This is a genomic window from Staphylococcus sp. HMSC06C11 (assembly GCF_001808345.1).
GTDB classification, from domain to species: Bacteria; Bacillota; Bacilli; order Staphylococcales; family Staphylococcaceae; genus Staphylococcus; species Staphylococcus capitis.
In genome coordinates this window covers 1-20,910 of sequence record NZ_KV793032.1, presented here as the reverse complement: position 1 = coordinate 20,910, position 20,910 = coordinate 1, and the positions used below count along the sequence as shown (strand labels likewise).

At 32.3% G+C, this 20,910-nt stretch carries 19 protein-coding genes and 1 tRNA gene; 11 read left to right on the top strand and 9 right to left on the bottom strand.

Translation table 11 applies throughout. The features are described 5' to 3' along the window. Nucleotides 1–43: 43 nt before the first annotated feature. The 4 genes from icaC to icaA are packed head-to-tail and all read right to left on the bottom strand — an operon-like array spanning nucleotide 44 to nucleotide 3,477. A complete protein-coding gene (gene icaC / locus HMPREF3154_RS01905) occupies nucleotides 44–1,117 on the bottom strand; it encodes a polysaccharide intercellular adhesin biosynthesis/export protein IcaC (RefSeq protein WP_002454230.1) in 1,074 nt (357 codons plus the stop codon). Then, the gene (gene icaB, locus HMPREF3154_RS01900) at nucleotides 1,110–1,973 is read right to left on the bottom strand and encodes an intercellular adhesin biosynthesis polysaccharide N-deacetylase (protein ID WP_030058879.1); all 864 of its coding nucleotides are present in this window, start codon (nucleotides 1,971–1,973) and stop codon (nucleotides 1,110–1,112) included. The genes icaC and icaB overlap by 8 nt, the downstream gene beginning before the upstream one ends. After that, nucleotides 1,970–2,275: an intracellular adhesion protein IcaD gene (gene icaD / locus HMPREF3154_RS01895; protein ID WP_023350944.1), complete on the bottom strand. Its 306-nt coding sequence runs from the start codon at nucleotides 2,273–2,275 to the stop codon at nucleotides 1,970–1,972. Before icaD ends, icaB begins: the two co-directional genes overlap by 4 nt. Then, nucleotides 2,239–3,477, bottom strand: a complete 1,239-nt coding sequence (icaA, locus tag HMPREF3154_RS01890; protein ID WP_030058883.1) for a poly-beta-1,6 N-acetyl-D-glucosamine synthase IcaA — start codon at nucleotides 3,475–3,477, stop codon at nucleotides 2,239–2,241. Before icaA ends, icaD begins: the two co-directional genes overlap by 37 nt. A gap of 165 nt (nucleotides 3,478–3,642) precedes the next feature. On the opposite strand from icaA, the gene HMPREF3154_RS01885 reads away from it, so the two are divergent. Together HMPREF3154_RS01885 and HMPREF3154_RS01880 are read left to right on the top strand one after the other, a co-directional pair. Continuing rightward, nucleotides 3,643–4,203 carry a TetR/AcrR family transcriptional regulator gene (locus tag HMPREF3154_RS01885; RefSeq protein WP_030058885.1) on the top strand — a complete coding sequence of 187 codons (561 nt, stop codon included), beginning with the start codon at nucleotides 3,643–3,645 and terminating at the stop codon, nucleotides 4,201–4,203. Nucleotides 4,204–4,739: 536 nt separating this feature from the next. Beyond that, a complete protein-coding gene (locus HMPREF3154_RS01880; protein WP_049326420.1) occupies nucleotides 4,740–5,171 on the top strand; it encodes a hypothetical protein in 432 nt (143 codons plus the stop codon). 262 nt (nucleotides 5,172–5,433) lie between these two features. Here HMPREF3154_RS01880 and HMPREF3154_RS01875 read toward each other — a convergent pair. Together HMPREF3154_RS01875 and HMPREF3154_RS11595 are read right to left on the bottom strand one after the other, a co-directional pair. Beyond that, nucleotides 5,434–5,523 (bottom strand) — tRNA-Thr (locus HMPREF3154_RS01875). Between the two features lie 99 nt (nucleotides 5,524–5,622). Further along, nucleotides 5,623–5,754 carry a hypothetical protein gene (locus HMPREF3154_RS11595; protein WP_002435053.1) on the bottom strand — a complete coding sequence of 44 codons (132 nt, stop codon included), beginning with the start codon at nucleotides 5,752–5,754 and terminating at the stop codon, nucleotides 5,623–5,625. A gap of 382 nt (nucleotides 5,755–6,136) precedes the next feature. On the opposite strand from HMPREF3154_RS11595, the gene HMPREF3154_RS01870 reads away from it, so the two are divergent. Then, nucleotides 6,137–7,306, top strand: a complete 1,170-nt coding sequence (locus HMPREF3154_RS01870; protein WP_002434998.1) for an MFS transporter — start codon at nucleotides 6,137–6,139, stop codon at nucleotides 7,304–7,306. 80 nt (nucleotides 7,307–7,386) lie between these two features. Here HMPREF3154_RS01870 and HMPREF3154_RS01865 read toward each other — a convergent pair whose 3' ends face one another. The 3 genes from HMPREF3154_RS01865 to HMPREF3154_RS01855 form a co-directional block, all read right to left on the bottom strand. Then, on the bottom strand, nucleotides 7,387–7,764 hold the full coding sequence (locus HMPREF3154_RS01865) for an iron chaperone (protein WP_030058889.1): 378 nt from the start codon (nucleotides 7,762–7,764) through the stop codon (nucleotides 7,387–7,389). Between the two features lie 12 nt (nucleotides 7,765–7,776). Beyond that, nucleotides 7,777–9,312, bottom strand: coding sequence for a bifunctional metallophosphatase/5'-nucleotidase (locus HMPREF3154_RS01860; protein ID WP_030058891.1), 1,536 nt, complete (start codon nucleotides 9,310–9,312; stop codon nucleotides 7,777–7,779). Between the two features lie 168 nt (nucleotides 9,313–9,480). Beyond that, entirely contained in the window at nucleotides 9,481–11,040 is a 1,560-nt protein-coding gene (locus HMPREF3154_RS01855; protein ID WP_070474255.1) for a motility-associated ABC transporter substrate-binding family protein, read from the bottom strand. A gap of 234 nt (nucleotides 11,041–11,274) precedes the next feature. On the opposite strand from HMPREF3154_RS01855, the gene HMPREF3154_RS01850 reads away from it, so the two are divergent. The 8 genes from HMPREF3154_RS01850 to HMPREF3154_RS01820 all read left to right on the top strand — a co-directional run. Beyond that, nucleotides 11,275–12,240: a phosphate/phosphite/phosphonate ABC transporter substrate-binding protein gene (locus tag HMPREF3154_RS01850; protein ID WP_030058895.1), complete on the top strand. Its 966-nt coding sequence runs from the start codon at nucleotides 11,275–11,277 to the stop codon at nucleotides 12,238–12,240. 119 nt (nucleotides 12,241–12,359) lie between these two features. Then, a complete protein-coding gene (gene phnC / locus HMPREF3154_RS01845; RefSeq protein WP_030058897.1) occupies nucleotides 12,360–13,133 on the top strand; it encodes a phosphonate ABC transporter ATP-binding protein in 774 nt (257 codons plus the stop codon). 1 nt (nucleotide 13,134) lies between these two features. Then, nucleotides 13,135–13,941 carry a phosphonate ABC transporter, permease protein PhnE gene (gene phnE, locus HMPREF3154_RS01840; RefSeq protein WP_002435050.1) on the top strand — a complete coding sequence of 269 codons (807 nt, stop codon included), beginning with the start codon at nucleotides 13,135–13,137 and terminating at the stop codon, nucleotides 13,939–13,941. After that, nucleotides 13,938–14,747, top strand: a complete 810-nt coding sequence (gene phnE / locus HMPREF3154_RS01835; protein WP_002434989.1) for a phosphonate ABC transporter, permease protein PhnE — start codon at nucleotides 13,938–13,940, stop codon at nucleotides 14,745–14,747. Before phnE (HMPREF3154_RS01840) ends, phnE (HMPREF3154_RS01835) begins: the two co-directional genes overlap by 4 nt. A gap of 192 nt (nucleotides 14,748–14,939) precedes the next feature. Continuing rightward, entirely contained in the window at nucleotides 14,940–15,590 is a 651-nt protein-coding gene (locus tag HMPREF3154_RS01830; RefSeq protein WP_030058899.1) for an SDR family oxidoreductase, read from the top strand. Nucleotides 15,591–16,293: 703 nt separating this feature from the next. Further along, entirely contained in the window at nucleotides 16,294–17,259 is a 966-nt protein-coding gene (locus HMPREF3154_RS01825) for a hypothetical protein (RefSeq protein WP_239682404.1), read from the top strand. 494 nt (nucleotides 17,260–17,753) lie between these two features. After that, a complete protein-coding gene (locus tag HMPREF3154_RS11755) occupies nucleotides 17,754–17,909 on the top strand; it encodes a KxYKxGKxW signal peptide domain-containing protein (protein WP_083292096.1) in 156 nt (51 codons plus the stop codon). Between the two features lie 93 nt (nucleotides 17,910–18,002). Next, on the top strand, nucleotides 18,003–20,910 hold a 2,908-nt coding region (locus HMPREF3154_RS01820; RefSeq protein ID WP_371089584.1), incomplete at its 3' end, for a lectin-like domain-containing protein.

Below are 20,910 nucleotides of genomic sequence, written 5' to 3'. Positions count from 1 at the left end.
CAGAGATCCAGTTATTATATCTCTGTGGGAGGCTTTTTCAACATTAGTGTGATTTCCAACTAGGTTGATAGTTATTAAATTGTAGCTTATACGGTTGTTTGCCAATAACAAATCTAAAAATATAAAATTCTCTTAACATCATGCCAACACCAATACATATTCCGATAATCATTAACAAGGAAACCGCTAAGAAGACGACCGTGTTATCTTCAAAGATATTGGTATAAGCAAATAGTGAATCTAAGATAATTGGATGTAATAAATAGATGAAAAACGAAAATGCGCTTATCATTTGAACCGTGTTTAATAGCATCGTTTTAAAATGCGCACAAATGCCAATAAGCACAAAGAACATAATACTATTGTATAACGTAAGTGAATAAGTGAAGCTTGTTACATTCCAATAATCATCACCTGAAAGTGCTATAAATAATACATATGAACCTAAAGCTAACATAATCATGATAACGAGATATTTTTCTAAGAATGATAGGACACGTTGATAGTTATATCCTATGAAACCACCTAAAAAGAAATAAAAAATCCATCCTAATATCATCGTATTTTCACTTAAAGGATAGTAATGTTTTACAAATGTATGGAAAGCATCACTATGATTAAAGTAGTATAAAAATGTTTGTTGTACTACAAATGCTAATACTAATAATATCTTACTGTTAAACAGTTTATAATTAATTTTATAAATTAAGTAAGATAATATGAAGAATTGCATGATGATAATGATGAAATAACCGTACCATTGCCCTAATATTACATTTTCAAAAAATTGCTTTTTGAAAGAAGAAGCAGTCAATAATGATTCACTATAACTATAGAATAATCCCACTAATAAATATGGAATAAAGATATATTTGAACCGAGAAATCAAATATTGTACGCTTACAGATTTATAATTTAATGTTGTTAGCAACTGTGATAATACAATAAAACTTGGAGTTCCAAAGATAACTATATTCCGAATATAATATTGTAGAACAAGAGAACTCCCTGACAAATGTTCATGTTCTAGTGTGATTTGAGTTAATAAGTGTGTCACTATAATAATGATGCAAATAAAAGTACGTAAATATACTAATTCAAGTCTATTTTTATTCATGGAAACCGTCCCATTTCTTAATTAAAGTTTCGAATGCGTCGTTACTTACTAAAATACGTGGAATTTTATAATTATTATCATGAGGAGTGACTGCTTGCTCCTTCAATGTAAATCCGTATTTCATACCTGCATCTTTAGAAGCTTGAATTTTACTATTATTGATTAGACCGTAGGGGTAAGCAATGGCATGTTGTGTTTTACCAAACTTCGATTTTAGTTCATCTTCACTTACTTCAATGTCTTTAATAGCAGACACATTAGACGCCTCTAGAAATTTAGATTTATTTCCTTTCTTAAGAGAATGTAAATCATTCGTGTGTGTTTCAAAGTCCCAAAGTCCTGAACGATACATTTTTGATAATTGAGGCTGCGTGATCATATCCAAATTATGAAAATTCTTCTCTCCAACGTGTCCTGTAATCACGAAGCCAGTTGCAGGAATTTTATATTTTTTTAGTACTGGATAAGCATTTTGATAAATTGTCTTATCCATATCATCGAAATTTATCCATACGCTACGTTTTGGAAACTTCCCTTTCTGTTTATACTTCAAAAACTCTTTCAAAGTAAGAAACTTTGCATCATGTTTCTTAAGCCACTTGATTTGTGATTCAAATTCTTTATCTGTCACACTATAATTTTTAATTTCCTTACTACTAGAGAAAATCGTAATAAAGTCATTTAACGGGTCATTTTTTCTCACTCTGTGATAGTTTAACGCTAAAGCGCTATTCTTCTTATACTTTAACTTCTTGTGGTCTTCATCGGCTTGTGCATAATGATGAAAGCTAGGTGTTACATTCGTCATTACTAACATCACTACTAAGCTAATGAAGATGAATTTGAAAGGTTTCATACTTCACGACCTTTCTTAATTTTTTGGAAAATCAAACTAAATGTGAAGAATAGGAAAATGATAATTGAAAATAATCCCATTAATTCAAAGATCTTATAAATTTCAATATTCTCCACGTTAAGAGCGATACGTATTGTTATCACACTTTCCACTTGAGAATTGATTAGCGTTCCGATATATACAATCATAACGACTACGCAATAAATCCAAAATGCACAAGATATCGCAATGAATAAGCTCTCCCTAACTATATTCAACGACGATTTTACCGTTGGATATTTCCTCTGTCTGGGCTTGACCATGTAGCATAGCCACCTTTCTTTCTTTTTAATGCTTTAGGAAATGCGAAAATGACAACGGCGGCATTGATAATCCAATAGATTGTCGGATACCAACTCACAAATATTAAACCAGCGATATTTTTCTTTTCGTAGCGACTGTCTATAAACAAAGCAACTGTAAATTGAATAATATTGATAAAGGTCATCGTAAATGATGATAGGAAAAATATTGAAAAACTATACTTCAAATATGTGTAATCTAAGAAGTTTGCTGTCATTAATAGAAATGCTAAGTACAGCAAAATCATATAAACCCAAATAATTGAAACTATTTGTTCAAACATGAGGATATAGAGCGATAATTTTTTAGATTTCATTGTTGCCCAAAAATCTCTTAATAGAACTTCATGTCCACCTTGAGCCCATCGCAAACGTTGTTTCCATAGCCCCCCAACCGTTTCAGGTACTAACATCCAACACATGGCACGTGGTTCATAATTAATACGAAAATCTGCAAGATGCAGTTTCCACGAAACAGCAATATCCTCAGTAATCATATCAGTATCCCAATAACCAACTTCTTTAAGTGCACTTTTTTTAAATAATGTAAACACTCCAGAAATAGTATTAATGGCACCAGCAAGTGATTGACTACGTTTGATACATCCAATTAAGCTTGCGTATTCTATCGTCTGAATTTTCCCCAATATAGAACTTTTATTACGTATACGTGGATTACCTGTAACAGCACCTAGTTTAGGATCTTGTTTAAAGTTATCCATCATATAATATGGCGCATCTTGATTAACGATTGTGTCTGCATCCAAACACATGACGTAATCATATGAAGAATGTTTGACGCCTTCGTTTAAAGCGTTAGCTTTTCCTCTATTTACCTGTAAATCAACAAATTTAAAGTCGTGATGTTGCTTCATCTCATAAATAATTTCAGCGGTATTATCTGAACTACCATCATTTATGATGATGATTTCTTTTTTTGGATAGTTGAGAGCCAACACATTTGAGAGTGTATCTCTAACAGTTTCGCTCTCGTTGTAACAGGCCAGCAAGAAAGAGATACCTTCAATCTGGTCCTTGTTTTTAGAGATTACTTTCTTCTTACTAAAAGGAAATTCTTTAGTGAAAAAGTAATAAAACGCCCCAACAATCCAGTAAATGGACATAAAAATGGGGTAAAAAAGTAAAAAGTTAAAAAATTGCAACTTATCTACCTACCTTTCGTTAGTTAGGCTGTATCGCATATACTAATCGAAAGTGTTTCAATTTGCAATAGAATGTTGTTATACTTGAACAGTAATATTTGTAATTTTAACTTAATTTTCCTGTAATATAACGAATTTAAATTAAATAAGGGGGAGATTTTAGAATTGAAGAATAAGATTATTGATAATGCAATAACCTTATTTTCTGAAAAGGGGTATTACGGTACTACACTTGATGATATCGCTAAAAGTGTAAACATCAAGAAAGCGAGTTTATACTATCATTATGACAACAAAGAAGAAATTTACCGTAAAAGCGTAGAAAACTGTTTTAATTACTTTAAAACTTTCATTCTTGAGAGCAACAACGATTCTAACTACTCTATAGATGGGCTTTACCAGTTTTTATTTGAATTTATATTTGATATTGATGAAAGGTATATCAGGTTATACGTCCAATTATCCAGTGCACCAGAAGAGTTATCTTCAGAGATCCATAATCATCTCTTAGGAGTTAATGAAGTGCTAGATAGTGAAATTATAAAATATTATGATTCCTCCAATATATCTATGGGTAAAGAAGATTTTCAAAATTTGATACTCCTTTTTTTAGAGAGTTGGTATCTGAGAGCGTCCTTTTCACAAAGATTCGGGGTTACTGAAGAAAATAAGAATTGCTATAAAGACCAAGTATATTCTTTATTAAATGTGTTTATAAAAAAATAATTTTGGTAACTAGTATGTAATAAATCTCTTATTTTTATAAGGAATTGCATTGCATATTTTTTTGAAACCAAAAAATAGTTGACAATATATATAAAAATTGAGACTCTAAAGTTATAGCTAATAAAATTCGAATTTTATACAATTACTTGGAGATTTGAATAATTCAAATTTAATAAGAGTTGTTCATAAGTGTGATTTTAGTATTTCAAAATTTGATCGTGAACCTAGTTATAGTTAAGTTAAAATTATAGAGGCTTAATTAAGATTGTTAAATTCATATATAATCGAAAACAGCCTATAAACATGAGTCATAGACATTTAGTTAATAAAATTTATAATATATTTGAGCATCTACAATCGTCATTGTGGGTGCTCTTTTTTTTAATTTTTAAAAATAAAAGTTAATTAAGCAATTTAATTACAAGTCAATGATGTAAAAATATGGTAAAAATTATGTAACATAAATGAAATAATTAAAAATCTGTGATAACGTAGAATATGTAAAATTCAAAATTTCTGAAAGGGGTTACAGTTTAATGAAGAAAGTCACTTTATTAAGTAGTGCAGTATTAGCAGGTACGATTGCTTTATCAGGCGTAACAGGAGTAGCAAATGCGAGCGACTATCATCATGGCAACTTCGCTACTTATAAGGAAAAAGTTGAATCACTAAAAAAATTAAAAAAAGATGGAGCTATTAGTAATAAAGAATATAAAGGTAAAATGGAAGCTTTAAAAGAGTTTGATAAACAAGGACGTACGAATATGGGATCTAGACCATATGGTGGTATGCCTCCTAAAGGTATGACTAGTGAGCAATACAGTGAATTAGAATATAATGTTGGTAATGCTAATGAGATGCCTAACTCAGTATTTAACAAGAGAATCGATCGTGAAACACAAAAAATTGCAGATAAATACAAAACAACGATTTATGCACCTCAAAAGACGTTCAAACCACATAAATAAATAATCACAAAAGTAAACAATGTGATTTAATTAAGTAAGCCATAGTGTGTAACATTTAGATAAGGACCATGAAGATAATTTTCAAAATTATGTTTCTGACCCAATTCTAAAAACATGCTATGGCTTTTTATATAATAGAAAACTAATCTTAAAATATATACCATATAATAGAAGAAACACGTTCAATTTGGTTTTGCAAAATCAAATTGCAAACAAAAAAGGGCAGGTTCTTGTAATAAGAACTTGCCCTTTAATAAAGTAGCGGAGGGAGAAGGATTTGAACCAACGCGAGCTAAAAGCTCCTACCAATCACGAATGATTGGCCTCTTAAGCCAGACTTGAGTATCCCTCCAAAATCAGAACATTAACTATTATAAAACGCTCATATTCTTTTGTAAAGAGAAAATGTTATTTTCTTTAAATTTATGTAAATACCAATTTCATACACTCATTAATTCCATTGTTTAAATACCTTAACTAGACCAATAATTAAATAGTAAATAAGATCTATAATAATATCCACGAACCACCAAAACCATTCAAATTTTCGTTTTTTCTTTTTCTCTGTGGGTGTTGAACTCATTATTCTCCTCCTATTTTAATACTGAAATAAACATAACAGTTACAGTGTGATTTTTCAAAAGTCGTCGTTAATATTTATTTCAATAGGGAAGATAAATATATAATTGGAATGTGCTGTCACAAAATCGACAAAAATTATGAATATGCATTTCAATTTATCTATATTAAAAAGTATTTTAATTAATCATTTTACAATTGGCTTAATACCACGTTATCTAAAATTGTCTTAATTTTATTATAATGAAAACAAAATGAAAGCTTATGATACTTGAGTTTAAACTCAAAAATTAATTTCTAAATACCTCTTCACAAGTACCATAATTTTTTATAGTATATCACTCATGTTGATTTTTTGAGAAAAAATAATAAGGGAGGAAGCAAAAATGAGAGAAAACAAAATGATGTTCTTCATATTCATGTTAGGAACTTTCACAGTAGGTATGGCAGAATATGTAGTGACCGGTTTGTTAACGCAAATTGCTGACGACATGAAAGTCTCTATTTCAAGCGCTGGCTTACTAATAAGTGTCTATGCAATTAGTGTAGCTGTGATTGGTCCATTCATGAGAATATTCACTTTAAAAGTGCATGGACATCGATTATTGCCTATTCTAGTGGCTATATTCATTGTCAGTAATTTAGTGGGTATGTTAGCTCCTAATTTTAATATACTGCTATTATCTAGATTGATGTCAGCAGCAATGCACGCGCCATTCTTTGGTGTATGTATGAGTGTAGCGGCTGCGGTTGCTCCTCCCGCTAAGAAACCACAAGCAATTGCCTTAGTTCAAGCTGGGTTAACTATCGCGGTAATGATTGGTGTGCCGTTTGGTTCATTTCTTGGTGGATTCGCAAATTGGAGAACAGTATTTGGTGTAATGATCCTATTAGCTATCATTACAATGTTAGGTATGATTAAATTTGTTCCAAAAGTATCATTAAGTGCAGAAGCCAATATTGCTAAAGAATTAAAAGTATTTAAAAATCCACATATCCTTATAGTTATTTCTATCATTGTATTTGGATATAGTGGCGTATTTACAACTTATACTTTTATGGAACCAATGATTAGAGATTTCTCACCTTATAAAGTGGTAGGCCTTACAGTGTGTCTATTTATGTTTGGTCTTGGTGGCGTTATCGGTAATTTAGTTACTGGAAGTATTCCAGAACATAAATTAACTAAAAATCTCTATCTTACGTTTTTATTATTATTCATCACAATTATTTTATTTGTTACTGTTGTGCATAACGCAGTTTTAGCGTTAATTGTATGTTTCATGTTTGGTTTTGGAACTTTTGGTACGACACCATTACTCAATAGTAAAATTATATTAAGTGCTCATGAAGCGCCACTACTTGCAAGTACATTGGCTGCATCAGTATTCAATGTAGCGAATTTCTTAGGCGCAATCATTGGTTCGATTCTATTATCTATAGGTTTACCATATATTCAAATTACATTTATTTCAGGTGGTATCATTATTCTAGGTATCATTCTTAACTTTCTTAATAATATTTATGAAAAGAAACACATTACATTCAATGATTAATTAAAAAATGCCTGTTCGCTATCCTTAGCGAGCAGGCATAATTGATTTAATATAAATAAACTCACATCATAAATCACTCTTTACTTATGATCTCTCCAAAATTTCGTATAATCTTTTTTCTCTTCCATATTTAGTTTAATCATGTCACCGATTAAATCATAATCAATCTCGTGGTTCCATTTGATTCTAAATAAATTTTCAGTTTGTGTGTAACCAGCGTTAGTTACACGTTGCTTAAATTGTTTCAAACAAGCTGCTTCAGGCATAATTGAGAAATGTTGTTTGGCTTTGCTGAAGGCAATTATAAACGTTTCGTTGTACGTGTACATTGGTTGATTCCATTTCACTACTGGTGTTAAATCTGAATATTGTGTTTCAATCCATTCAAATAAGTGTCTCAATTTTTCACGATGCGCTTCATTCTCGATGTCATTTATAAAAAGGTTAAATTCTGACATAACTTGCACCTCTCATTTTACGACTTTGAAATTTACAACTTTAGGTATATGACTTAAGTCGTTAGTTGATAAGTAATTGATTAATAGTTGTGCGCCTTCAATTTGGATGTCTTTAATGATTGGTTTATTTTCATACATATTATAATTACCACCACCAACAGCACGATAATTATTGACGCAAATAGTGTAGCTTTTATGTTCATCTAAAGGCTTCCCATTCACAAATAAATCACTCACTCGTTCTCCTAGAGCACGACCTACATGAATCGTATAATCTATTCCCGCAAAGATATCATAATTAAAATGTTGAGGTTTTGGCTCAAGGAAGTCTGCGCTCACACTTATTTCCTCATCATGTAAATCGAAATAAGCAGCTGACCGTTCAATAGCTAATTTAATATCACGACCTGTAAGTTCGATTACTTTAAATGTGTTAGGAAATGGATAGTTGTTGATGATATCACGCATAGTCACATCTTTATCGAAGCCTTTAGCAGAATCGAAAAGGGCAGTACAGGTAATATCAGCGCCACTACTTTCAAGTAAAATGTAGTTTAGTAAATTAATAAACGGATGAGGCTTAACTCTAGCATCAAAAGCATTCTCAACTCGCATTGAAGTAGGTAAAGTTGCAACTTTCTTATCTAGCCAATCTTCTAAATGAACTCTTAAATTTTGATCTTGTTGATTTATTTCAAAACTTGAACAATCCTCGACATCTAATAAGTGACAATTCTCTATTTGAACGTCATTGTCATGTTCAATATTTAAGACGATTTTTCCAACTTTAGTCCCTCTTGTACCAGGCTGTATGACGGCAGTTTGATTGTAAATGGTAGCAATATCACGATGTTGATGACCAGTAATTAATACATCAATGTCATCACTGAATAAACGCAAAATTTCAGAAGCTTCATTTTCTCCAGTCAGAGCTTCCGTAGGCTCACCAGTTTCTAAATCACGTTCAAACCCACCATGATAACTTACGACTACTACATCACTTTGTTTTCGCAATTCAGGTAATTGGGAAGAAAGAGTTTCAACAGCACTTTGAAATGTCAAAGTTTCAATGTATTCAGGCTGTTCCCAATGTGGAATAAACTGCGTTGTTAAGCCAATTACACCTATAGTTAACCCCTGACTTTTTATGTAAGTGATACCTTGCCCTGTAAACGGTTCTCCATTTTCTAAAATATTTGCACATAGCATAGGATAATCAAGCTGATGTATGGTTTGTTTAAGATACTTTAGACCGTAATTAAACTCATGATTTCCAATTGTACCGAAATTAAAATTTAAACGATTATAAATATCGGTTAATGGACGACTAGTAGCTAATTCAGAAACTAAATAGTTACACAAAGGGGAACCTTGTAAAAAATCGCCGTTATCTATTTTTATACTGCCGTCATAGTGAGAGCAGTCTTGTTCAATGATATGATTAGCTTTTAATAATCCCATGGGTAATTCAACATCACGATGTGAGAAGTCAGTTGGAAAGATAAATCCATGCACATCACTTACAACATAAAATGCTAATTGAGTCATCCACCTAGAACCTCCTTTGATAAAGAAAAGGTTGGGACTTTAAAAGTTTAAGCTTTGGGAAACTAATTTATGATGTCCCAAAGCGGGATTTTAGCAGTAAAACTTATGGTTCTGCTTCAATCCTAAAACTTTCGTCCCGACCTCTTTTTAAATATTATATCTATAGTGTTAATGAATGTCTGTAGTTGTAACTACTTTTTTACCTTGTTTGAGTCGAATATGAGCACCATTAATATCTTCAGAAACTTTAGCAGTAAGTGTTAATGTTGCTTCTCCATTACTATCCGTTTTAACAGTTTGATCTTTACTATAGCCTGGTTGACTAAATTGGGACCCATCTGATGAGAAGCTACCGATTTGTTTACCTCCATCTTTATAAATACCAACTGTTAAATTATTAATTGTACTATTTGCATCATAACCTTTAAGTTTTACTGTTACTTTAAATGGATGGTTGGGCTGAATACTTTGAGGTAGGTTGAATTCAGCGTTACCAGTTTGGTCATGATGTGAGTTGCTATTGTCATTAGAGCTACTTTCATCATTATTATAAGAACCACTTTGCGAACTACCGTAACTACCAGGTTTAAAAGTTGAACGGTCATACCATTTATAGCCTTTTTCTGGCTGTGACCAAGGTTCATGTTGAGGTTCAGTGGAATTTTCAGGTTTTTCAAAGTTTAATAATGGGGTTTTATTATCAATTTTGACACCTGTATCCTTCATTGATTCATGGCTATCTGATTTTCCTAACCAAGTTGTGAGATTTTTTAAAAGTGTTCCATTATCCTGTTCTTTAAAGCCATCATATGTTTTTTTCGATTTGCCATTATCTTCACGTTGATATTTAGGAGAACTGTCTTCTACAAGTGAAGTATCTCCAATAAATGCAGCTTTACCTTTACCAACTTTTGAAATAGCTATGTAAGGTCCTTCTTTAGTACCGCCACCACTATAAATACCTTGGTCTACGGCGTGAGACCATTTTTGTTTATTAGATAAGTTTTCAGGCATATATACGATACCTTTAGCTTTATCAGGATCAGTAATAGCTAGAGTTGAACCAGAATGCATAGATACTGATTTCACATCTTTAGTAATTCCAAAGCTCTCTTTACTAGATACAATATTCTGAGTATTTAAATCGCCTAATGCATTGTATCTAAAGCGAACGCCGAATTGATTAGAAAGCCAATCTGAGCTTTTCACACCTTGCATTGCTTTAGAGTTTTTCTCTCCACTATTCATATCTTTTGTCATATCTTGGTAAGCACCACGACGATATCCATTCATAGATTCGGATGAATCGATTCTATTTAAATTTCTATCTGCATTGTAGTGGTCTGAAATAAATATGACACTACCCCCACGTTTTACAAAGTTAACAATAGCTTGTTGTTCTTTCTCTTTAAATGGATTATTAGCTTCCGGAATTACTAAAATATGAGCATTTTTAAGTGTTTCATTACTAATATTTGCTTCTCCATCTAATTCTTTAACGTTATATCCTTTGTTCTTCATAGAATCTGCATAATCTGAAAATGCACCGTCAGTTACCCAGTCAGCGGCACCAGTTGTTTGTGCATGAGAGTTATCGAAAAGCACGGTTTGGTCAGATTGTCCCGAACTTGAAGATGTAGATTGTGTCGTTGCATGAGCTGATTGAATCGTAGTTACAGAAATGGCAGTAGCTAAAACAGTTGAACTTAACACTTTAAATAATTTCATCTCTTTATTTACTCCTCATTAAAAATGTATACCTTTCAAAATTATAGTATAAAAATTGGAGGGTAAGTAGAGACTTAACGATATTTTTACAAAGCCTTAGTAATTAATATAAAGTTTTTATAAATTTAATTAAAATTAAATACTCATTACTTATTAGATGTGCTAATCTATAAATATGGTTTCTAAAATATACATATTACACTAACTTATATTGTGAAGGGGACAGTTATGAGAATGAAGAATTTGAAGTTTTTAGTTGTACTTGTATTATCGGTAGTTATCTTTGCGGCAGCGTGTGGGAACTCTAGTTCATTAGATAACAATAAGAAAAGTTCAGATAGTGGATCAGATTCTGGTTCAAGTTCGGGAGATTATAAACCTAAAGAATTAACTGTACAGTTCGTACCATCTCAAAATGCAGATAAACTCGAAGCGAAAGCCAAGCCTTTAGAAAAGTTATTATCTGATAAATTAGGTATTCCTGTAAAAGTATCAGTATCAACGAATTACAACACAATTGTTGAGGCAATGAAGTCTAAAAAAGTAGACGTTGGTTTCTTACCACCAACTGCTTATACTTTAGCTCATGATCAAAAAGCAGCAGACTTATTACTTCAAGCACAACGTTACGGTGTTAATAAAGACGGTTCATCTAATAAAAAATTAGTGGATGATTACAAATCTGAAATCTTAGTTAAGAAAAACTCAGGAATAAAAAGCTTAAAAGATTTAAAAGGCAAGAAAATCGCACTACAAGATGTAACTTCTACAGCTGGGTACACATTCCCATTAGCTACACTTAAAAAAGAAACAGGTATCAATGCTACAAAAGATATGAAGATTGTAAATGTTAAAGGTCACGATCAAGCTGTTATTTCTTTATTAAATGGTGACGTTGATGCAGCTGCAGTATTCCAAGATGCACGTACTATAGTTAAAAAAGACCAACCAAATGTCTTTAAAGATACTAAGATTTTAAAACTAACTGAATCTATTCCTAACGATACAATTTCAGTACGTCCGGATATGGATAAAAAATTCCAAGAGAAACTTAAAAAAGCATTTAAAGACATCGCTAAATCTAAAAAAGGTCACAAAATCATTAGTGAAGTATATTCACACGAAGGATACACAGATACAAAGGATTCTAACTTCGATATCGTAAGAAAATATGAAAAAGAAGTTCAAGACATGAAGTAATCAACCATACGATAAATTGAATAGAGTCAAAAAATAGAAAAGCTAGGAGACTGAATGAAAGATGATGATATCAACTATTCAGCTTCTTAGCTTTTCTTTATAAAAGAAGGGTGTTTGTTATGAGTCAAATTGAATTCAAGGATGTTAATAAAGTATATCCTAACGGGCACGTGGGGTTAAAAAATATTAATTTAAACATTGAAAAGGGTGATTTTGCAGTTATTGTTGGTTTATCAGGTGCAGGGAAATCGACTTTGCTACGATCTGTCAATCGCCTACATGATATTTCTTCAGGTGATATTACAATTGATGGACAATCCATTACGAAAGCGCGTGGCAAACAGTTATTAGAAATGAGACGTAACATTGGAATGATTTTCCAACATTTCAATCTCGTAAAACGTTCAACCGTACTAAGAAACGTACTAAGTGGCAGAGTGGGATATCATCCAACTTGGAAGATGGTACTCGGTTTATTCCCTAAAGAAGATAAAATCAAAGCAATTAACGCCTTAGAGCGAGTGAACATTTTAGATAAGTACGATCAACGCTCAGATCAACTCTCAGGTGGACAGCAACAACGTATATCAATCGCGCGAGCATTGTGCCAAGAATCAGCAATCATTCTTGCGGATGAGCCTGTTGCATCGTTAGACCCCTTAACAACAAAACAAGTTATGGATGATTTAAAGAAAATTAATGAAGAATTAGGAATTACAATCTTAATCAATTTACACTTTGTAGATTTAGCAAAGGAATATGGATCTAGAATCATAGGTCTTAGAGCTGGAGAACTTGTCTATGATGGACCAGCAAGTGAAGCGGATGATGATGTTTTCAATCATATTTATGGTCGATCAATTAATGAAGATGAAAAGTTAGGGGTGGAGTAAAATGGCAACACCTACATCATCAACGAGTAAATATGATCAATATTTAAATAAAAAGATGTCAATTAAAACAAGCTTTACAATTATTCTTATAGCGGCTCTCATCATATGGAGCTTTATTTATACAGGTTTTAGTATTGGAGATTTAATGATAGGTATTCCACAAATTGGTGCATTCTTTGGACAGATGGTACCACCAGATTGGAGTTACTTAGATCAAATTACGAAACCAATGTTAGATACAATTCGTATGGCAATTGTAGGCACATTCTTAGGGAGTATTGTATCAATACCTGTAGCTCTTTTATGTGCAAGCAACATCGTTCAAACTAAATGGATTGCTATTCCAGCACGATTTATTCTCAATATTGTACGTACAATTCCAGACTTACTTTTAGCAGCAGTGTTTGTTGCGGTATTTGGTATTGGTCAAATTCCTGGTGTTTTAGCATTATTCATATTAACTATCTGTATCATCGGAAAGTTACTATATGAATCATTAGAAACAATTGAACCAGGACCTATGGAAGCTATGACGGCTGTAGGAGCAAATAAAGTTAAATGGATTGTCTTTGGTGTTGTTCCTCAAGCAATTTCTTCATTCATGTCATATGTTTTATTCGCTTTTGAAATTAATATTCGTGCATCGGCAGTTTTAGGACTTGTAGGTGCAGGGGGTATTGGATTATTTTACGATCAAACTCTAGGTTTATTCCAATACAAGAAAACGGCAATGATTATTTTATTTACTCTCCTCATCGTTGTCATTATTGATTTTGTAAGTTCGAAAGTGAGGGAAAAATTAGCATGAATGAACAAAAATACAAACTCAATTCAAAGAGATATCGTGAGAGAATTATAAAAAATTGGATTATTGCAGTTATTGTAGCAGCGATTATTATTTGGGCATTTGCAGGTATGCCAGCTTTAGAATTAAAAAGTAAATCGATTGAAATATTGAAGTCCATATTCAAAGGCTTATTTCATCCAGATCTAGGCTACATATATATTCCTGCCGGTGAAGACTTACTTAGAGGACTATTAGAAACATTTGCAATTGCAGTAATAGGGACATTCATTGCCTCTATTATATGTATTCCATTTGCTTTCTTAGGTGCAAGAAATATGGTGAAGTTAAGACCAGTAACTGGCATAAGTAAATTTATCTTAAGTATTATTCGTGTATTTCCAGAAATTGTAATGGCACTTATCTTTATCAAAGCCGTAGGACCAGGTTCATTCTCTGGAGTACTTGCATTAGGTATTCACTCCGTTGGAATGTTAGGAAAACTTTTTGTTGAAGATATTGAAAGTTTAGATTTTAGTGCTGTTGAATCATTAAAAGCTAGTGGTGCTAATAAAACTAAAACATTAATATTTGCAGTGATACCACAAATATTACCTTCATTTATATCATTAATTCTTTATCGATTTGAACTAAATCTACGTTCTGCCTCTATTCTAGGTCTAATAGGTGCAGGAGGTATTGGTACGCCGTTAATCTTTGCACTCCAAACACGTTCATGGGATCGTGTGGGGATCATCTTAATAGGATTGGTGATTATGGTTGCGATTGTCGACCTAATTTCCGGTGCTATCCGTAAGCGTATTGTTTAGTCATTTTATCTGAAAATAAGTATGCCTACCGTATAAAAAGTTATGAATCATAAAGATTTATAATAAGACGTCAGGTATACTTATTTTTTTAAAGAAAAAGAGTTTTACGAGCGTAAGCACATGAGTTGAGTGAGAATGACACGCATGTTAATATGCATGTGCATATAAAATTCGAGGAAGGAGCTTTTAATGATGAGTGTACTAGTAATTGGTTCAAATGGTGCAGTGGGCAGAAAAGTTATTTCGCAATTAAAAGACACTGAACATTCCTCTGTAGCACTTGTACGTAAAGAGGAACAAGTAAGTGATTTAAAAGAACTAGGTGCAGATAAAGTCGTTGTCCAAGATTTAGAGGAAGATTTTTCAAGTGCTTTTGAAGGCGTAGATAGTGTCATATTTACAGCAGGTTCAGGTGGTAGTACTGGTGCAGATAAAACTTTATTAGTAGATTTGTGGGGAGCTAAAAAAGCTGTGGACTACGCTACTAAACATCAAGTGAAGAAATTTGTTCATTTAAGTGCTACTGATAGTGTTGAACCTGATAAAGAAACTGATGTAATGAAACCATATGCTGTAGCTAAACATTTCTCAGATCTATATATTGAAAATTCAAATTTAAATTATACCATTGTCCACCCTGGTCCACTTCAAAATGAAGAAGGTACAGGTAAAATTGATGCTGAATTAGATATCGCAAGAGATCCTAATAGCTATACAATTCCTCGCGAAGACGTAGCAACTGTATTAATCGAAGCTCTTGATGCGTCAGCAGTTGAAGGTAAAGATATCTTCATTCAAACAGGTCAAACTGATATTAAGGATGCAATCAACAATATAAAATAAGTGATATATACTACCCGTTCAAAGTTCATAAAACATTTTGAACGGGTTTTTAATTTAAGGTTATTAGACTTATGTTGAATCATGGTAGTGGTTATTAAGTATTCGTGTCCTAACAACTCATGATATAATTATAGAAAGCTATTTAATAAAAATAGAATTATAAAATTATTGAATATATAAAGTTTAACCTATCTTTAAATGTGAAAGTAGGTTTGAGATCAACGATAGATAAAAGATTGTAATATTTATAGCGTATAAGTTATAGACTTAAGTTCCCAATTTACATTTTCCAAGAGCATCATAATAGAATTTACAACTAGAAGGTTTGGAGTACATTTAAATGAAACGTTTTTTTAAAATACATAAACATACTCTAAGAGAAAATACATTGATAAGTCTTATTTTTATAATGAGTTTATATAATAAATGGTTGCTACTTTTAGCGATTATTTTATCGGTTCTCTTGTTAAAAAGAGGAATACTTGGAGTGATCCAACTTATTTACCTCTATACTACAAGAAATTTAATGATTTCATTTTTCGATACGAGTGATAGCGCGTATGATCTTACATATGCGATTTACATTCTCATTTATGTTATAGGAATATTTTTCTTAATTAGACATATCAAACGTTGGGTGAGAAGCTATCTGATATTTACCTTTGCTCTAGCTTCAATCACTTTGATGCTAATTTATATCATAATGTCTTTGATTACATCTAATGATCCTCTTTATTCAATAACTAAACTCATTAATTACTTTATTCCATTAATCATTATTGTTACTTTAGTTTATCTTATCAAAGAAGTAGATGAACTTATTAAATGGCTAGCGAATCAAGTTGTAACATTCATTCTTTTTACATTAATACCTTTAGTGATGTCATTAATAAAAGTTCTTTCTCAAGAACAATCATTTAAAGGGTTCTTCAATGACTCAAATACGTTTGCAGTCTTTCTTATATTAGGTTTATTAACTCTCATTATTTCATCTATGAAATATCATAAATTTAACTTCTTCGTCATGTTTGTTATGATGTCGGGAATTTTTGAACTTTATGTAACTCATTCTAAGTTGGCATGGTTTGTATTTATAGTATGTTTATTTCTCTCTTTATTGCTTTTAATTTTGAAAAAGCGTTATAAATATTTAACGATTCCCTTAATAATTTCAATAATCATATTAAGTATCTTTCAACCGTCAATTCATTATTTAATTAAAAGCTTTGTGTTAAATGGTAACTCAGTTAAGAGTGTTTTAATGCCAAAGGATAATCAAATTAAAAATATCGAGAATGTGCTAGAAACACATATGCTTATGGGGAATGGATTTGGTATGTCATTGCACGGTTTGACTAAAAATAGTGATATAGTCGCAGGGAATATGGTTTTTGAACTTATGATGTTTACTGGGGTAATTGGTTTAACTTGTTATGTGATATATGTATTAAAAGTTATGCTTTTAGCCACATATATGTTTAAACTCACGTTTGTGCTCTTTATAGCAACCTTACTGACTAATACCATAGAAATCGTAATGTTTAACGCAATAAATATCGGTGCTCTTTGTTACATTCTTTGGGGGATTTATCTCAAGGATGGTTTACATAAGGATAGTAAGAATAAAATGGTTAAAAAATCTTTAGAGGTTGATAAAAGAAATATATAATCAAGGTTGTCCTATATACATTTATTTATTAATTTGAAATTTAAATAAATGTATATGTCTTTAGATAAATTGCCAATAATCTAATGAAAAACAATAAAGTCGGCTTGAATCCCTATGTATCAAGTCGGCTTATTATATACATTTTTATGTATATTAATACATCAAGCTAAACTTATTTTATAGCTGAAAACGATTTAAATCCTAATTGATTTACCTATAAAATTAATATAACGCTTTCATAAAAAGAATTTAATTTCAATAGTTATGAGGTAAAATTTTTGTTTATTTTTCGAAAAAACATGCTTATCTAAGCGTCTAATTACACCTAAAGTGTATAAAGATACCGTAACGATATTTTTAAAATTTAGTTATATAAATATTGTGTTAAATTGGTTGCTTTTTATATATAGCGGGTTATATACTTAAGAAAATGAATATTTATGGTATAAATAACTATTTTTTACAAATTTTTAGGGATAAGTGAGAGGTCGATTATGTCAAAAAAAGAAAGAGATTTTAACAAGAGTCTTGGCCAAGAAAAAGCCCGGGTCAAACTCTATAAGTCCGGTAAAAACTGGGTTAAAGCGAGTATTAGTGAATTTGAATTATTAAGAACAATGGGAGTGCCTTTTTTAAGTAAAAATATTTAAAAAGAAAGCCAAACTAAAGATAATAAAGGTAGTAGATTCAAGAAGAATGCTGCTAAGACAACGGCCCTAGTCGGCGGAGCGTTCACATTCAACATGCTTCAAGATCATCATGCGTTAGCTGCTTCTGAGACGCCAATGACTTCAGAAATTTCATCTAATAGCGGAACAGTTGCCAATCAAAACTCTACTACTATAAGAAATTCGCAAGCAAAGGTAACGAATAACACAACGTCAAATTCCACGCAGCAAAGTAGTGAAATCAAAAATTCTACTACTAAAACATCATCATCAGAAGTGATAAATAAAAACGAATCTAGTAGCGAAAAAGCTGTAGAAAACAATCAAAATAGTGAAAGCATAAAAAAAGAAGCTAGTGAAAGTACGAATAAAGCACAAAATAGCGAACAATCTAAATCATCTTCAGAAAAATCTTCTATAAGTAAATCAACTGTTTCAAATACATCATCCACGAATAATGACAAAAATTCCCAACAACTTAAGAATACATCCACATCAGAAAAAACTTCTCAGGAATCTCAACAATTAAAATCAACATCAGAAAGTTCAAATAATAAAAAAGAGGGTCAATCTACACTCACTCAACATAGCCAAACAGCAACTCAAAAAGATACTAGTAATAACCAAGCAAGCACTCATACTTCAGAAAAGCCGACTATTAATAAGAACTCTCAATCAGCAAGTGAATCAACGGCCTCTAAAGTAAGTAACTTGCGAACATTCAGTCGAATGAGTGTCTTTAAAACATTGGCAGCTACACCAGCTGCTTCTACAACAACTACTGCGTCAAGCGTATCTTCAAATTCAGTAGTAGTAACTAAAGATAACTTTAACGATCATATGAATGTTTCAGGTTCAGCGACTTTTGATAAAAATACAGGTATTGTCACATTAACGCCAGATGTGAATAGTGTGAAAGGTGCCATTAGTTTAAATACACGGTTAGATTCAAATCGTAGTTTTCGTTTTACTGGTAAGGTCAACCTTGGTAGTAGATATGAAGGACATAATGAAGGAACAGGTGATACTGCTATCGTTGGGGGAGACGGTATAGGTTTTGCCTTTTCTCCTGGTAACCTAGGTGAGATTGGTAAAGAAGGTGCAGCTGTAGGAATAGGTGGATTAAAAAATGCATTTGGTTTCAAATTGGATACTTACCATAATACTTCACAACCTAAAGGGGATGCCAAAGCTAATAAAGATCCAGGTAGTATGATTGGGAAAGGTGCCTTCGGTGCGTTTGTCTCAACAGATCCAAATGGAGTTGCGACAACTGATGAAAATAGTGCATCTCCTTTAAAAGTGCAACCAACGGATAACTCTCTCCAAGATTTTGTGATTGATTATAATGGTGACACAAAAGTTATGACCATTACATATGCAGGTCAAACGTGGACTAAAAACATGTCCGACTGGATTAAAAGAAGTGGTTCTACGACGTTTTCTTTATCAATGACTGCGTCTACAGGTGGGGCTAGAAATCTTCAACAAGTTCAATTCGGTAAATTTGAATATACACAATCTGCTACGGCACAAGTAAGATACGTGGATGCTAAAACAGGTAAAGACATTATCCCTCCTAAAACATATGCTGGTGAAGTTGATGGCAGTGCGACTATTGATAAACAAATCGATGCAATGAAGAGTAAAGGATATAACTATTCTGGTGTGGATAGTACTGGCGCACCTAATTATACAGACAGTACAGGTACAGTTAAATTGACTAATGCCGGTCAAACTATCATTTACAAATTTAATGATGCACAAAAAACGACGATTAGTGTCAGTAATCCAACTATAGAAGTAGGGAAACCTACGTCACCAATTAGCGTTACAGTTACAGATAATAGTTCAGATCCGGTTAAAACAACTGTAACAGGATTGCCAGATGGATTATCATTTGATAGTACTACTAATACCATTACAGGTACACCTACTCATATAGGTACAACGACTGTACAAGTGCATTCTGAAGATTCAACTGGTAATGCTTCAGATAGCAGCTTTGTCATTACAGTTAAAGATTCTACTGGACCAACGATTACACAGATTAGTAATCAATCATCAGAAGTTTATAATCCAATCAATCCAATTACGATTAGTACAACAGATAATAGTGGGACTAAAGTAGTTAGCGAAGTATCAGGCTTGCCTGATGGTCTTACATTTGATTCGAATACGAATACGATTAGTGGCACGCCAAGTAAAATGGGTAGTTTTACCATAACTATTACTTCAAAGGATGAGACTGGAAATACATCAACGTCTACATTTAAGTATGATGTTACTAGAAATAGTACTAGTGATTCCATATCTACTTCTTCAAGTAAAAGCCTTTCAACATCAAAAAGCAATAGTATAGCTAATTCAGAAAGCGCGTCAACAAGTAAGGCGAATTCAGAGAGTGCATCAACAAGTACAGCAGATTCAGAGAGTGCATCAACAAGTAAGGTAAATTCAGAGAGCGCATCAACGAGTAAGTCGGATTCAGAAAGTGCGTCAACGAGTAAGTCGGATTCAGAGAGTGCATCAACAAGCACATCAGATTCTCAAAGCAAATCAACGTCGGAAAGTGAGTCAAATTCAATCAGTGAGAGTAAATCAAAAAGTACAAGTATTGCAGATTCGCAAAGTAAATCAGCAGCTGAAAGTACGTCAAAATCAATCAGTGAGAGTAATTCACAAAAAGCATCAGAGAGTACAAGTAAGTCAGCAAGCACTAGCGTATCAGATAGTGAATCGGCTAATACAAGTACATCAACAAGTGAAAGTTATTCTACATTTATAAGTGATTCAGACAGTACAAGTATAAGTGATTCAAACAGTACAAGTACATCAACAAGTGACTCAATATCTGATTCAGGCTCACTAAGTGAGAGTACTTCCCTAAGTAACTCAAGAAGTGCGAGTACTTCATTATCTGACAGTACTTCAGGATCAATAAGTGCATCAGAATCTGCTAGTACGTCATTATCAACAAGTG